Consider the following 14,379-nt stretch of genomic DNA (forward strand, 5'->3'; position numbering starts at 1 on the left):
GTAACTATCACTGGAAACACTAAAACATGAGACCACTGGCTAAACTAACCACATTACTAACACGTTTCCCCATGACAAGTGGTGTTGTACTTCCCATTATTGTCGCCGCATTTGCCTACATCAGTTACCAACTAGTGACCCAGGAAATTAATCAACGCGACCATTTAGGCCGCACTGAACTATTTCGTGCTGTTGAGGAGGGTAATAGTGAAAAAGTCACATCCCTAATCGACCGTGGTGCCGACCTAAATAGCTCAGATAACTGCGGCTGGTCGCCATTAATGAAAGCAGCTTCGCTGGGTAACATGTCTGCTCTCAAACAACTAAATGAAGCGGGAGCCGACATAGAGCACCATGATGAAAGTCACTATACCTCGGTTATGATTGCCGTAGTAAGCCGCCAAACTGAGGCTTTAGCGTACCTCTTAAGCCATGGCGCTCAAGTAAATCATCAAGATAATCTCGGCTGGACAGCGCTTATTTGGGCCGCCAAGCAAAATGATAGCCAGGCGGTAGAACTGTTAATGAATTATGGTGCAGACCCCCTTCTTACTGACAACAAAGGTCAAAATGCGATACATTGGGCCGCACTAGAAGGCAATCAGTCAATCGTAATGCTGCTGGGTAGCAAGCTATAGGTATGTAACACTAGGCTTCTAGACGATTAAAACCATACCCACAAAGCTATATTTAAAAAACTATATCCACAATCGCATTCAGAAGACGCACCAACAAAAAGCACCCTCCTCACTAGAAACTAGAAAGAAAACGGTCAGTTCTATTAACCCCCCTGAACACCATTACTAGATCGATAGAGTTAAATGCTCACAAGCGTATGCATAAGCATTGGTGCTAGCTATTAAAAAAATCTTTAATCGCATTTACGAGCCCTTCCGGACTAGAGGAATAGAGAACTTGTTGAATAATATCGCCCTCACGATTAACCAAATACAAGGATGCGCTATGGTCAATGGTGTAACCCATTGCAGAGCTCTCAGCTTCTACTCTCCGCCAAATGACTCCATAACGATCAGTCAGTTCTTCCAACTGTTGCTTAGTTCCAGTAGCACCGATAAAACTTTCACCGAAAAAAGCGGTATATTCCTGCAGTCTCTCTAAGCTGTCTCGCTCAGGATCGACTGAAATCATCAGCGGTACAACACGTTCGCGCTCTTCTTCCGTGAGCTCTAGCAAAGCTTGCTTTTTGACGGCTTGATTCATCGGGCAAACATCAGGACAGTAGGTATAGCCAAAGGTCACAACGGCTACTTGATGATCACCCAAATCAGTTAAGGAAAAATCTCCCCTTGTAGAAACCAGTTCAATCGGCCCGCCAACCTTTTCATCATTACGACCTTGAGCAGAGAGGATTGTCTTAAACATCAGCGTACCGACGACGACCAAACTGAAAACTAACAACCCAGCCAATAGCGTAATTAGAACCGACCGAGATAAAGATGCTTTAAACATGGCCATTTCCTTTAGTAATATTCATAATTAGCTAGCAATCGCCACATACGAGTAAGCACAGCGTACGATACCGCTTTTAGCATGCCTATTTTAAATAACAAGCGCTAACACTCTTGCATTATCTCAGACGATAAAAACTATTCACTTGAAGATGAATGATGCATAGGCATCACAGGGCGTACAGGGGCTTCAAACTCCAGCACATCGCCATTATCAAAAATCAAATTAAACGTTAAGGTATCGCCTTCCTTCACCGGCTGGTCTAAACCAATAAGCATTAAATGCAGCCCTCCAGGCGCAAGCTGAACTTCCCCACGGGCTGGAACTTCAATAGCATCGACCTGGCGCATTTGCATTACTTCATTAATCACTACGTGATCATGTAACTCTGTATAATCTGTGATGCTATTTTGGGCCTTTATTAAACGCACTGGCGCATCACTTTGGTTATACAGCTGCATAAAGGCAGCCGTCGCAGGTGAGCCAGGCGGCACCTCGCGCACAAAAGGATTTTCAACGGTCAGCGAGTCTGCATTTACAAAGGAAGAAAATACTATTGCGCTTATCGCTAAAAAAGTAGAACGAATATTCAACATACTGCATACCTCCTATCAAACCATCATCTCACCTCAGCAGAGACTAGAAAGAAAACGCCAAGGATCAGAATTTACGCATATAAATTAATGCCTTAGATATCGGCTAATTGAAGGGCTTGAGCAAACTGCTCTTCATTAAGTGTTTCACGCCAATATTCAACACAGCTAGAGCGCATCATCAGCAACTCGGATTCCAACTGACCGATATACGCTGCTTTTTCAGTGCGCGCTTCAATGTCAGCACCACTGAGAATCATTTGGCGCAGCTCGTTGCGCTGAGCAACTACGAGATCTTCCAGTGCCTCACGTACTGCAGGGCTTTTAGCCACCCAATCTTGCAAAGCAGATCGCTGATCAATGTCCAGTTGCAAGTGATCAGCATTTCGTGCAACGACAGGGGTCAAAAGTACAATAGGACTAGAAAGCTCTGAAACATCGCGAGATTCACTTACAGTTTGTGCAGTAGCAACACTTACCCCCAATGGGATAATTAAGATAGTTGTTAACAACATTTTACCAATCAGCATAACGTTATCTCACCAGGGAATAAGCGAACACTCTACGACTCTGTAACCTTCACCGTAATGTGAGAGATTGTCGCACCTGTTAGAGGGTTGGCTGGCTGCTTGCCGGATACCCTGGTCAATAACAGCATTACCATGCTCACCTTCTACTACCGCCAGTACCGCGGAAAAGACCCAGAGCACGCAAACGCTCGGCTTACCGCTACGTAACGCGAATGAGCCTTCATTAATTTATTGATGTGATACTTTTCGTCGCCTTGGACAAAATGATAATGGCTTTTTCACACACAACATCCATAATGGAATAATGATATTACGAAAAGATATATCTTAGCATTCGCTTAAGGAGCCCCCTATGCAAAAGCCGCCATTATTGACGCGTAGAGAACTGTTAAAAGTTGGCTCTAGTCTGGGGGTAGGTAGCCTACTACCATTCAGCTCCCTTTCTGCCAACACGTTGCAAACGCAAGCACACATCGTAATTCTTGGTGGCGGTGCGGCGGGCATGGCCATGGCGAACCGACTAACCAAACGACTAAAAGGCGGCACAATTACCCTCGTTGAACCACGCGAGACACATCATTACCAACCAGGCTGGACAATGGTGGCGTCCGGCGTTTGGAACGCAGCGAAAACCATGCGTCCAAATGCGCAGTTTATGCCTCGCGGCGTGAACTGGGTGCGTGAACATGCCGCTTATATCGATGCCGACAACAAGCGCATTACGCTAGCCAATGGCGAAACGCTTGAATACGACTTCTTGATTGTGGCAACCGGCATTCAGCTCAATTACCACTTAATTGAGGGCATGACGCCTGAACTGGTGGGACAGCATGGCATTGGCAGTGTTTATGCCAGCATAGAAGGGGCTTCACGAACTAACCAAGCTATTCAAACGTGGCTTAGTAGTGGTCAGGGAAAAGGGATTTTTACCGCTGCCCCCACTCCCGTAAAGTGTGCTGGTGCGCCGTTGAAAATGACCTTCACTACGCTGAGTAGGCTAGAAGCATCTGGGCAGCGTGACGCCTTCACGGTGGACTATATGGCACCAGGGGCAGGACTCTTCTCCCAGCCCTGGGTCGATGAGTTTGTTAAACAACGCTTTGATGATCAAAGCGTTAATCGGCGACACTACTACCGCCTTTCCGCCATCGACCCTCACGCCAAACAGGCTGAGTTTGCTTTTGTGGGGCCAGAAAGCGAGTTCACCTCGCACCATGAGCTGCGCGAAGCAGAATTTAGGCGTGATAACCGACCCACCGTGATTGCTGACTACGACTTCATTCACGTCGTGCCACCTATGAGCGCTCACGATTTTGTTAAACAAAGCGCGCTTATCGCGCAAGATGGCCCATTTAGGGGCGAGTGGCTGGATGTCGATATTCACACCTTGCAGCACAATCGTTATCCAGAGGTATTTGGCATTGGCGATGTGATTGGCGCACCGATCAATAAAACGGCCGCCAGTGTTAAGGCGCAAGCACCGGTGGTCGAAGAGAACCTACTGGCCGTGATGCAAGGTAATGCGCTTCCTGCACGCCATATGGGCTATACCTCGTGTCCCATGATTACCGGCATTGGCAAGGCTATGCTAGTGGAGTTTGGTTACGCTGATAATTTCGCGTTTATGCCGTCATTCCCATTTATTGATCCTACTGAAGAGTCCTGGGCCGTATGGGTAATGAAAGACCGCATGCTTCAGCCAGCTTACTACGCAGTGCTTGAAGGCCAAGCGTAAGGAGAAAAAAATATGACCATTGGCGGAATACTAACCATACTGATGTACACCTTAGCGCCATTTATATGGCTGCTAATGATAGGGTTAACCATTATCATTGGCCTGCTCTTACTCGCCTATCTACGCGGTTATCAGATCACTCATCACCATAGCCACCTCGCCTCCCTACTAGCCGTATTGATTGGGCTAACGGCATTTCTCTGGGTTCCTTGGCTCACTCACTCGACTCTTGGTTATGTAGCGACGGTAGTTGACTGGATAGCGCTCATAGGTGCTGCTATTGCAACGTTCGTGATTGCTTTCATCACCCTGCATCCATTGAGCTATTTAATTCGTCTTCAAAACGAGAAATAACTTCACTACTGCAGCACGTGAAGCATTAGCTTTTATTCATGCCGATAAATCAGCCTACATAAGGGGGGGCGCAGCTAATCTACGCCCCCATGATGCGACAATACGCCATCACTTTTCCCTCCACTTTTGTGTGTTACTTCGGCTTCGCCTCTTGTACCATTAAATATGTAATAAGCATATTACCCAAAGCAATATAAGAGAATTACGTTCTTGTTTACCACGCGTTAAACACTCGTACATCTCTTATCATGCTTCATGCCCTTGGAGGTCACGATGGAGCTCGATCCGCTGGTTTTATCCCGTCTACAGTTTGCGTTTGTGGTGTCTTTCCACGCTATCTTTCCGGTGTTCACTATCGGTTTGGCTTCGTATATCGCGGTGTTGCATGGTTTGTTCTATAAAACAGCCAACCAGGCATGGGATCGTTTAGCCCAGTTCTGGACCAAGGTGTTTGCCGTAGTGTTCGGTATGGGCGTAGTGTCGGGTATTGTGATGTCCTTCCAGTTTGGCACTAACTGGAGCAACTTCTCGTACGCTACATCGAACTTCCTTGGCCCTATCCTCAGCTACGAGGTGGTGACCGCCTTCTTCCTTGAGGCAGCCTTTTTAGGCGTTCTCCTCTTTGGCCGCAACAAGGTACCGCAAGGAGTTCACCTATTTGCCGCTATCATGGTGGCCATCGGTACGTTCATCTCGTCTTTTTGGATCCTTTCAGCTAACAGCTGGATGCAAACGCCGGCAGGCTATGAGCTGATTGATGGCCGCTTCCATATTATCTCTTGGCTTGAGGCCATTTTTAACCCGTCGTTCTGGTACCGCTTCGCGCACATGGGCATGGCGTCGTTCCTCACCGGAGGTTTTGTGGTGGCTGGCGTTAGCGCGTGGTACCTATTGCGCAACCGCGATTTAGAGGCCAACAAGAAAGCGCTCTCCATGTGCCTATGGTTACTCCTCTTTTTGACACCCGCTCAGGCATTGATCGGTGATTTCCACGGGCTAAACACCCTAGAGCACCAGCCAACGAAAGTGGCGGCCATGGAAGGCAACTGGGAAACCCGCTCTAATGTACCGTTGCTGCTCTTTGCGCTGCCCGACCAGGAAAACCAGGCGAACCGTTTCGAGCTTGGCATCCCTAGCATGGCCAGCATTATTCTCACCCATAGCGCTGATGGGGTCGTCCCCGGCATTTCAGATGCAGCACCCGATGAGCAGCCTCCTGTCGCTATTGTGTTTTGGTCATTCCGCATCATGGTGGGCATTGGCTTCTTAATGATAGGCGTCGCACTAGTCGGGCTATTGATGCGTCGCAAAGCGCGAGTGTTTACAAACCAACTGTTTCTCAAAACCTTAGTCGCCATGATTATCACGCCTTTTCTTGCGGTGCTCTCTGGCTGGATTGTGACAGAAGCGGGCCGAGCACCTTGGCTCGTATATGGCGTGATGACACACGCGCAAGGCCTTACTCCCTCGTTAACAGGCGGCATGGCTCTGTTCACGCTGATTGGTTATATCGCGGTATATAGCGTTGTTTTTGTGGTGGGTGTGTACTATCTCACACGCGTGGTGCGTAACGGCATGTTGAATAACCCCGTCGAGGTTGACGGTGAGATTGAGCGTCCCAAGCGCCCACTATCCGCCGCTCACACCCCGCTAGATGATGATTTAAGCGAGACCACCGCAGGAGCGAACACATTATGAGTATCGACTTAGCCTTAATATGGGCGGTAATCATCGGTTTTGGTGTCATCATGTACGTCATTATGGATGGTTTCGACTTGGGCTTAGGGATCCTATATCCCTTTGCCCCTGACGAAGAATCACGCGATGTCATGATGAACTCTGTCGCCCCCGTGTGGGACGGTAATGAAACCTGGCTGGTACTCGGTGGCGCAGGGCTTTTAGGTGCGTTTCCGCTGGTCTATTCAGTCTTCTTACCAGCGCTCTATATTGGTGTTTTCTTAATGCTTGCCGGTCTGATCTTCCGCGGCATTTCCTTTGAGTTTCGCTTTAAGTCGCACAAAAACCGCCGCTGGTGGAACCGGGCTTTCTTCTTGGGCTCCGCTATCGCCGCCTTTGCCCAAGGGGCCGTGGTGGGTGCTTATATCCAGGGGTTTGCCGTTGAAGATTTTCGCTATGTGGGCGGCGCGCTCGACTGGCTAACCCCGTTCACCGTGTTAACCGGATTAGGACTAATGGCTGGCTATGCTCTGCTGGGCGCTACCTGGCTGATTATGAAGTCAGAAGGCCATGTACAACAGTGGGCCTATGCGATCACGCCTAAACTGTTACTTGCCGTCTTAGCCGTGTTTGCCATTGTCAGTATCTGGACACCGCTGGTAAGCCCTGAGGTGTATAGCCGCTGGATGGATACGTTCCAACTGATTTGGATCTTCCCTATACTAGCCTTGCTCTGCTCAGGCTTGGTGTACCGTTCGGTGAAGCGCCAAGATGAAGGGCTACCTTTTGTCATGGCGCTAGGTATCTTCCTGTTTACCTACCTGGGTCTGATTGCTAGCAAATGGCCGGTGATTGTGCCGCCTAACTACACCATTTGGGATGCTTCATCTGCCCCGGAGTCACAGCTGTTCTTATTGATCGGCTTCCTGTTTGTGATCCCTATTGTGCTGGCCTACACCGCATGGACCTACTGGGTGTTTCGAGGCAAAGTTAAAGTGGGTGAAGGCTATCATTGATGCTTGCTACTTTAATCAGCGGGGCGTAGACACATGACAATAGGTGCGCGCGTATCTATTGTCATGCTGCCCTGAATCAACACACCCAACGCTTTGTTAGGAGATAGTTATGCATAAAGATTGGCAAAAAACGACCCAAGATCTTTCGGCACTCATGCAGGATATTGGCAAAAACATTCCTGATGTTGCTAAGGGCTTCACCCAAATGGCGAAAGGGGCAAATAAAGAGGGTGCGCTTTCACACAAACACAAAGAGCTGATGGCGCTAGCCATTGGTATTAGCGTGCGCTGCGATGGGTGCATTGCGTTCCACTCAAAAGCTGCGGCGGAGCTTGGCGCAACTCGCGAGGAAGTGATGGAGATGCTAGGCGTTTGTATGTATATGGGTGGTGGGCCAGCGTTCACCTATGCAGCCCAAGCACTTGAGGCGTTCGATAGTTTCGCCAATCAAAGCTAAGCAGCCGTATCATGCATTTCCGCCCTCTTTTAAGTATAAAAGAGGGCCAAGCCAGCTTCCCTAATGAAGACAAGTTATCGTTGGCACCGTGTAGTAAGGATAAGGCATGAACCTATGGCTATTAGCCGCTGGCACTCTCATCGCCAGCATATTGGTCGCTATACTCTTTCACTGTTTTCATCAGCGCCTGCGCCAACAACTTACCCCCACCCGTGAATCAGTGACTGCCGTAGAAAATGTGTTCTCTTCCAATCGACAAACCATCCGTTTTGCGACGACGCATGGGCTCACATTAGAAGGATGGTGGTTTACCACTACGTATGAGCAAAAAGGACATGTGCTCTTAACCCATGGCTGGGGTTCTAATCGTACTGCCCTTCTACCGTTAATTCCCGTATTGCTGGCGGCCGGATGGAATGTATTGGCATTTGACGTGCGCAATCATGGCAATAGTGATGAGGATACCTTCTCCTCAATGCCTCGTTTTGCAGAGGATATTGACGCTGCACTCGCCTGGTTACATAGCAACTATGATCGTCGTGCTACGGCACTGATTGGTCATTCAGTAGGGGCTGCTGCCACGCTGCTAGCTGCGTCACGCCGAAGCGATATAACCGCTGTTGTTAGTATTTCGAGCTTTGCTCATCCAGCAGACATGATGAAGCGATGGTTAGCAGAAAAAGGCATCCCCTTTTTCCCCCTAGGCTGGTACGTACTTCGCTATGTAGAGCGAGTGATTGGATATCGTTTCGATACTATTGCTCCATTGCATACATTAGCGCACATCTCCTGCCCTGTCCTGTTAGTGCATGGCGACAGTGATTGCGTAATACCTCAAACAGACGCTTATAAATTGGCGAACCAAGGGGGTAACGCTGTTCTGCGTTTAGTGCGTGGAGGGCACGACTTAACACCAAGCATGACGCAGCACAGTGATGAACTGGTAGCATTTTTACAGGCATCTGTCGCTTCGAAGGAAGCGATGTGCCTCGCAAGTTAGCCTTCAGTTCATCACTTTCTTGCTAACGTACTATCTACACCCATTATCAGTCGCCTGGGCCACACTCCATGCAACGCTCAGTAATGCTTGGCCCTTGCTTTAGATTAGCCTGCAAATCGCGCAGCCCCGACCTTACGCCTTCTTCAATAACAGGATGATAAAAGGGCATTGCCAACATTTGGCTAACGGTCAACTTTTGCTCTAAGGCCCAGGCAAGCAAGTGGGCAATATGTTCTGCGCGAGGCCCTAACATTTCTGCCCCCAAGAAAAGCCCGCTGCCATGCTCTGCGTAAAGCGCTAAGTAACCATGGTTTTCACCCATCACTCGCGCCCTGCCTTGGTCGTCAAATGACACGCCTCCCTCAGCAATAAAGTCACATCCTCCATAGTTCGCCTCTAGCGTTGCACGGCTTTCACCCACAATGGCCATCTGGGGCTCGGTAAACACCACCGCGAGCGGAACATTACGCTGCCCCACTTGCACATCGTCTAAGCAAGCAGCATTGCGTCCGGCAATTTTTCCTTCGGTGATCGCTTCATGGAGTAGCGGAACGGACTGGTTTGCATCTCCCGCGATGAAGATATGGCTAAGCGTGTTGTCATTGGCTAAACACTGCGTGGTAAAACGATTAAACCGAGGAACGCCACGCTTATCGAGCGCCACACCTGCGTTCTCGATATCCAGCTGGTCGACGTTAGGTTTACGCCCGGTTGCGGCTAGCACGTAGTCAAATATTTCCGTGACTTTTTGCCTGCTTTCCCGCTCGTAGAAGGTGATGGCTACGCCATCGCCCTGCTGCTCAACCTGCTCAATAGTGGCATCAGGGTCCAAGTAGAGCTCTCGATTGAATGTTTCATCGGCCAGTTGCCTAAGCTTGTCAGACTGAAACGGCCCCACAGCACCGCCAACACCAAAGGTGCGTGTGCGCACACCTAATCGACTAAGCGCCTGCCCAAGTTCCATACCAATAACGCCTGGTCCTACTACGGCAACGGAGGCTGGCAGCGACTCCCAGTCAAACACATCATCATTGATGATTAAGCGGTCTCCCGCCCCCTCCAGCAGGCGCGGCCACGTTGGCCGCGAGCCGGTGGCAATAATAATGGCGTTGGCTGTCAGTTGGGTATGGTCATCTATGACCAGCGTGTAGGGGTCGATAAACCGCGCGTGCCCCTGCAAGCGGTGTGACTCGGGAATCGTCTTCATGGAGGACAACACATTGCCAACAAAGCGGTCGCGCTCACCTTTGATCCTAGCCATCACCGCATGCCCATCAACCGCCACCTCGTTAATGGTGACACCGAACATTCCTGCATTTTGAGCGCTGTGGACCGTGTTTGCAGCCGCTATCAGTAGCTTAGAAGGCATGCAGCCCACCCGAGCACACGTAGTGCCATACGGCCCTTCTTCAATTAACACCACGTCATCCGTGTGCTTGCGTGCTGCGTGCCATGCGCTAAGCCCCGCGCTGCCCGCGCCAATAATAGCGATGTTAGTTTGCTGCTGTTGCATAACGTGTTTCCCCTTCCTTGTGTTCAATCACTTTGCTCAGCATGCGTGCTGGCACTCGGCTGCCGTCAGCGCTTGACCTGGATGCACCAACGCTTGCCAAGCTTCAAAGGTGGTGAAAAACATCTGTCCAGTGAGTTCATGATAAAGCTCGGTGTCTTTTAGGCGATCCATCACCGGCCCTTTGACTTCAGCTAAATGCAGCATGACGCCCGCATCCTTTAGACGTGCGTTAATGGCCTCTAAGCTCTCCAGAGCTGACGCATCAATGATATTGACTGCTTGGCATGTCAGCACCATATGTTGTAACGACGGGGCGCGGGCGGTCAGGGCCATTACAGTATCTTCCAGGTAGCGGGCGTTGGCGAAGTAGAGGCTTTCATCAATGCGCAGAATAGCGACACGCTTATCAGTCTCGACCTGATGACGCTTCACATTGCGAAAGTGTTCGGTGCCTGGCACCCGGCCTACCACCGCGCTGTGGGGCTGGCTGGTGCGGTAGAGATGCAGCCCTAGCGAGAGCACAACACCGCTGACAATTCCCATTTCCACGCTATGCAGTAGTGTCAGCAGCAGCGTTACGATCATCGCCAACCCATCGCTACGGGAGTACTGCCACGTTCGCTTGACCGCAGGCAGATCAATCAGCGTGCTCACCGCGACGATAATCGTTGCGGCTAGCGTGGCCGTGGGGAGAAACGCCAGTAAATCGGTGAGTAACAGCGTGGCGAGCACAATCCCCAGCGCCGTGAAGGCGCCTGCCAACGGTGTGGCGGCGCCTGCTTCAAAGTTCACCACTGAGCGCGAAAAGCCGCCCGACACCGGCGAGCCGCCGCTGATGCCCGCACCCAGGTTCGCCATACCCAGGGCAATCAGCTCTTGATTGGGGTCAATGCGCTGGCGACGTTTGGCCGCCAGCGTTTGCGCAACGGATACCGACTCCACAAAGCCAACCAAGCTGATCAGCAGCGCCGCGGGCAGCAGCCCCAGCCACAGCGATTGGTCAAGGCCGGGCAGGGCAATCGCCGGCAGCCCGCTGGGCACGAAGCCCACTACGTCAACACCATACTGCGCAAGGTTAAGTCCCCAGGCCAGCAACGTGGTGATAACGACGGCAGAGATAGGCACGGCTTTCACCGCAATACTTGATGCACTAGCAGACATGCCTAGCGCCAACAGCCAGCCCACCAGCCGTTGGCGGCAGAGCCATAAATACCCCCAAACGCTAGCTCCAATCGCCAACGTGGTGAGGTTCACCTGCTGCCACTGGGCCAGCAGCGCGCTGAGCATCTCAATCACGTTATGGCCAGACGCCTCAACGCCAACAATGTGCTTGAGCTGGCTAATGGCAATTAAAATGCCCGAGGCGGTAATAAAGCCAGAAATGACTGGGTGGCTTAAAAAATTAACCAAAAATCCCAGCCGCAGCACGCCCATGGCAATCAGAATAAGTCCTGAAAGGGCCGCCAGTACCAGCGCTGCCCCGATGTACTCAGGGCTGCCAGGCGTGGCAAACGTGCTTAACGCAGAGGCCGTCATCAGTGCCGCCACCGCGACCGGCCCCACCGCTAAGCTGGCACTGGTGCCAAAAATGGCATAAAGCACAAGCGGAAGCATGCTGGCGTATAGGCCCATTTCCGGGGGCAGCCCGGCCAACAGCGCATAAGCCAGCGCTTGCGGCACCAGCATGAGCGTCACGATGACGGCGGCCAGCGCATCCCGAGAGAACTGCGCTCGTTGGTAGCGACGCACCCAGCCGACGATAGGGATCCAGCGTTCAAGGCTCATCATGCGCACTCACTTTATTTTTCGCCAGTAACGTTTTCTAACCCCTGCCGATGCTCTTCTAAATCAAACCCCGCGGCTTTAGCAGCAGAAAACAGCTCGGCCAGATCGCACTGCTCCGTATGGCGCTTGGCGTAAGCCCACAGGTGCGTGGCGCGCTTGCCTGAACGACAAAACGCCAGGATGGGGCGCGGCAGCCGCTGCACCGCCTCGGCAAATGCCGCAACGTCTGCTGGGCCATACTCACCGGGCACTACCGGAATATGCACCCACTGAAGTCCTAGCGCGTCGGCTTTATGGCGGTAAACAGCTTCATTAGGAAAGGCGTCACTCTCTCCTGCTTTGCAGTTACAGATAACCGCTTTAAAACCTTTGGCTTTAACGTCCTCTAAATCATCGATACTGAGAAATGAGGTAATTTCAATGCCCATTTCTAACGGTTGCGTTTGCATGGTCTTTTCCTCATTTAGAACGCGAATATCGAAACGTTAATCCCAAGCAGCCCCCTCTAGCGCATCCAGCGGGATTTTTAGATAACGCTTGCCGTTCGCCTCTGGTTCCGGCAAGCGACCACCCCGAGCATTCACTTGTAGAGAGTGCAGGATTAGCTTCGGCATGGGTAGCTCGCTATCGCGCTTACGGCGTAAGGCGATGTACGCCGCTTCACTGACGCCTGCTAAGTGGGGGTTGCAATCGCGCTGTTCCGCTACTGTGCTTTCCCACTGTGGCTCTCGTCCGTCGGGCATATAGTCGTGCCCGGTAAACACGCGGGTAGCTTCTGGAAGCGCCAGAATTTGCTGAATAGAGTTCCACAGCACATGGGCATCGCCACCGGGAAAGTCGGCCCGTGCAGTGCCAAAATCGGGTTGAAAGAGCGTGTCATGAACAAACGCCGCGTCGCCAATCACATAGGTAATAGACGCAAGCGTATGGCCTGGGGAGTACATAACTCGGGCATTTAGCTCGCCAATCGTGAATGTATCGCCTTCGGCAAACAACTTATCCCACTGACGCCCATCGGTGGGCATATCCGGCCAGTGATAAATCTCTTTCCACAGTGCCTGTACTTTAGTGACATGCTCGCCAATCGCGGTTGGAGCGCCTGTCTTTTCTTTTAAGTACTGAGCTGCTGAGAAGTGGTCAGCATGGGGATGGGTGTCGAGAATCCACTCCACCGACAGGCCTTCTTTAGCGATGTAGGTAAGCAGCTCATCGGCGTGATGCGTGGCCGTCGCCCCTGATTTCTCATCAAAATCCAAGACGGGATCAATAATCGCGCACTGCTTCGTCGCAGGGTCGCTGACCACGTATTGGACACTAAAAGTACGCGGATCAAAAAAGCCGGCCACATCAGGCGTGCCCGCTGTCGTATGCTCAGAGTGTGCGAAGGTCTTCATATAGGACGCTCCTGACCGTTAGCTGAAAAACAGCCTGAAAAATAGAGCGATGACTGACCGCAGTCAGTCATCACGTCGCTGTTAGCAGGCGTTAAATAGACTTTTTGCAGAAGTACCAGTCGGTGTACTCATACCCCTCTGATTGGCGTGCTTCTGCGTCTTGCGAGGTATGGGGGGGCGGCACTATTACCGGCTGGCCCGGTAGCCAGGCCTCAGGGGTTGCCACCCCATGCTCATCGCTAGTTTGCAACGACTTAACCAAGCGAAGGACTTCCTCAACGGAACGGCCATTGCTCATGGGGTAGTACAGCATCGCCCGCAGCACGCCTTCAGGGTCAATCACAAATGTCGCGCGGACGGCAGCCGTATCACTCGCACCTGGCTGAATCATGCCGTAGGCGTTGGCCACCTTCATGCTCAAATCCGCAATGATGGGGAAGGTAATCTCAACCCCAAAGTTTTCCTTGATGCTGCGGGTCCAGGCAATGTGTGAGTGGATGCTGTCTATCGACAAGCCCAGCAGCTCGGTATTCACCGCTTTGAACTGATCAGCGTAGTTCGCAAAGGCCGAAAATTCTGTGGTGCATACCGGGGTAAAGTCGGAAGGGTGGGCAAAAAGCACTAACCACTTGCCACGATAGTCGCTCAGCGACTTTTCGCCGTGGGTGGTTTTCGCCGTGAAATCGGGCGCTGGACGGTTAATCTGGGGCATGACTGGCTGAATCGTATCGTTAGACATAGCAATTTCCTCTTGGCTGAATTATTACAGGAATAACGATAGCTCATTTTGTTATATAAGGCGAATAGGCACGCGCTATAGTTGCAATAGAGATACTCATCTCCAGCATGCATTAC

15 protein-coding genes are annotated in these 14,379 nt (G+C 51.3%); 7 read left to right on the forward strand and 8 right to left on the reverse strand.

Annotation, left to right across the window (positions count from 1 at the left end; translation table 11 throughout):
* Positions 1 to 26: 26 nt before the first annotated feature.
* Positions 27 to 638, forward strand: a complete 612-nt coding sequence (locus J4377_RS17435; RefSeq protein WP_051626389.1) for an ankyrin repeat domain-containing protein — start codon at positions 27 to 29, stop codon at positions 636 to 638.
* Between the two features lie 214 nt (positions 639 to 852).
* On the opposite strand, the gene J4377_RS17440 is transcribed toward J4377_RS17435, so the two are convergent.
* The 3 genes from J4377_RS17440 to J4377_RS17450 form a co-directional block, all read right to left on the reverse strand.
* On the reverse strand, positions 853 to 1,470 hold the full coding sequence (locus J4377_RS17440) for an SCO family protein (protein ID WP_370687191.1): 618 nt from the start codon (positions 1,468 to 1,470) through the stop codon (positions 853 to 855).
* A 137-nt stretch (positions 1,471 to 1,607) separates the two neighbouring features.
* The gene (locus J4377_RS17445) at positions 1,608 to 2,066 is read right to left on the reverse strand and encodes a copper chaperone PCu(A)C (RefSeq protein WP_095603500.1); all 459 of its coding nucleotides are present in this window, start codon (positions 2,064 to 2,066) and stop codon (positions 1,608 to 1,610) included.
* A gap of 92 nt (positions 2,067 to 2,158) precedes the next feature.
* Positions 2,159 to 2,593, reverse strand: coding sequence for a hypothetical protein (locus tag J4377_RS17450; RefSeq protein ID WP_095603499.1), 435 nt, complete (start codon positions 2,591 to 2,593; stop codon positions 2,159 to 2,161).
* 352 nt (positions 2,594 to 2,945) lie between these two features.
* On the opposite strand from J4377_RS17450, the gene J4377_RS17455 reads away from it, so the two are divergent.
* The 6 genes from J4377_RS17455 to J4377_RS17480 all read left to right on the forward strand — a co-directional run bounded on the left by J4377_RS17455 (position 2,946) and on the right by J4377_RS17480 (position 8,832).
* Positions 2,946 to 4,328 carry an NAD(P)/FAD-dependent oxidoreductase gene (locus tag J4377_RS17455; protein WP_253486264.1) on the forward strand — a complete coding sequence of 461 codons (1,383 nt, stop codon included), beginning with the start codon at positions 2,946 to 2,948 and terminating at the stop codon, positions 4,326 to 4,328.
* A gap of 12 nt (positions 4,329 to 4,340) precedes the next feature.
* Entirely contained in the window at positions 4,341 to 4,682 is a 342-nt protein-coding gene (locus J4377_RS17460; RefSeq protein WP_038479235.1) for a DUF5368 family protein, read from the forward strand.
* A 273-nt stretch (positions 4,683 to 4,955) separates the two neighbouring features.
* Positions 4,956 to 6,380, forward strand: coding sequence for a cytochrome ubiquinol oxidase subunit I (locus J4377_RS17465; protein WP_038479238.1), 1,425 nt, complete (start codon positions 4,956 to 4,958; stop codon positions 6,378 to 6,380).
* On the forward strand, positions 6,377 to 7,375 hold the full coding sequence (gene cydB / locus J4377_RS17470) for a cytochrome d ubiquinol oxidase subunit II (RefSeq protein ID WP_038479241.1): 999 nt from the start codon (positions 6,377 to 6,379) through the stop codon (positions 7,373 to 7,375). Before J4377_RS17465 ends, cydB begins: the two co-directional genes overlap by 4 nt.
* 109 nt (positions 7,376 to 7,484) lie before the next feature.
* Positions 7,485 to 7,832 carry a carboxymuconolactone decarboxylase family protein gene (locus J4377_RS17475; protein ID WP_038479244.1) on the forward strand — a complete coding sequence of 116 codons (348 nt, stop codon included), beginning with the start codon at positions 7,485 to 7,487 and terminating at the stop codon, positions 7,830 to 7,832.
* A gap of 106 nt (positions 7,833 to 7,938) precedes the next feature.
* Positions 7,939 to 8,832 carry an alpha/beta hydrolase gene (locus tag J4377_RS17480; RefSeq protein WP_253486265.1) on the forward strand — a complete coding sequence of 298 codons (894 nt, stop codon included), beginning with the start codon at positions 7,939 to 7,941 and terminating at the stop codon, positions 8,830 to 8,832.
* A 46-nt stretch (positions 8,833 to 8,878) separates the two neighbouring features.
* On the opposite strand, the gene J4377_RS17485 is transcribed toward J4377_RS17480, so the two are convergent.
* From J4377_RS17485 to J4377_RS17505, 5 genes are all read right to left on the reverse strand, one after another.
* On the reverse strand, positions 8,879 to 10,345 hold the full coding sequence (locus tag J4377_RS17485) for a dihydrolipoyl dehydrogenase (RefSeq protein ID WP_095603496.1): 1,467 nt from the start codon (positions 10,343 to 10,345) through the stop codon (positions 8,879 to 8,881).
* A gap of 36 nt (positions 10,346 to 10,381) precedes the next feature.
* The gene (locus J4377_RS17490) at positions 10,382 to 12,130 is read right to left on the reverse strand and encodes a SulP family inorganic anion transporter (protein WP_038486405.1); all 1,749 of its coding nucleotides are present in this window, start codon (positions 12,128 to 12,130) and stop codon (positions 10,382 to 10,384) included.
* Positions 12,131 to 12,144: 14 nt separating this feature from the next.
* Positions 12,145 to 12,579 carry a TIGR01244 family sulfur transferase gene (locus J4377_RS17495; protein WP_095603495.1) on the reverse strand — a complete coding sequence of 145 codons (435 nt, stop codon included), beginning with the start codon at positions 12,577 to 12,579 and terminating at the stop codon, positions 12,145 to 12,147.
* A gap of 36 nt (positions 12,580 to 12,615) precedes the next feature.
* Positions 12,616 to 13,524, reverse strand: a complete 909-nt coding sequence (locus J4377_RS17500) for an MBL fold metallo-hydrolase (RefSeq protein WP_253486266.1) — start codon at positions 13,522 to 13,524, stop codon at positions 12,616 to 12,618.
* A 91-nt stretch (positions 13,525 to 13,615) separates the two neighbouring features.
* On the reverse strand, positions 13,616 to 14,263 hold the full coding sequence (locus J4377_RS17505) for a peroxiredoxin (RefSeq protein WP_038479256.1): 648 nt from the start codon (positions 14,261 to 14,263) through the stop codon (positions 13,616 to 13,618).
* Positions 14,264 to 14,379: the final 116 nt, after the last annotated feature.

Origin of the sequence: Halomonas sp. XH26, assembly GCF_024138895.1 — a bacterium.
Classification (GTDB): Bacteria; Pseudomonadota; Gammaproteobacteria; order Pseudomonadales; family Halomonadaceae; genus Vreelandella; species Vreelandella alkaliphila.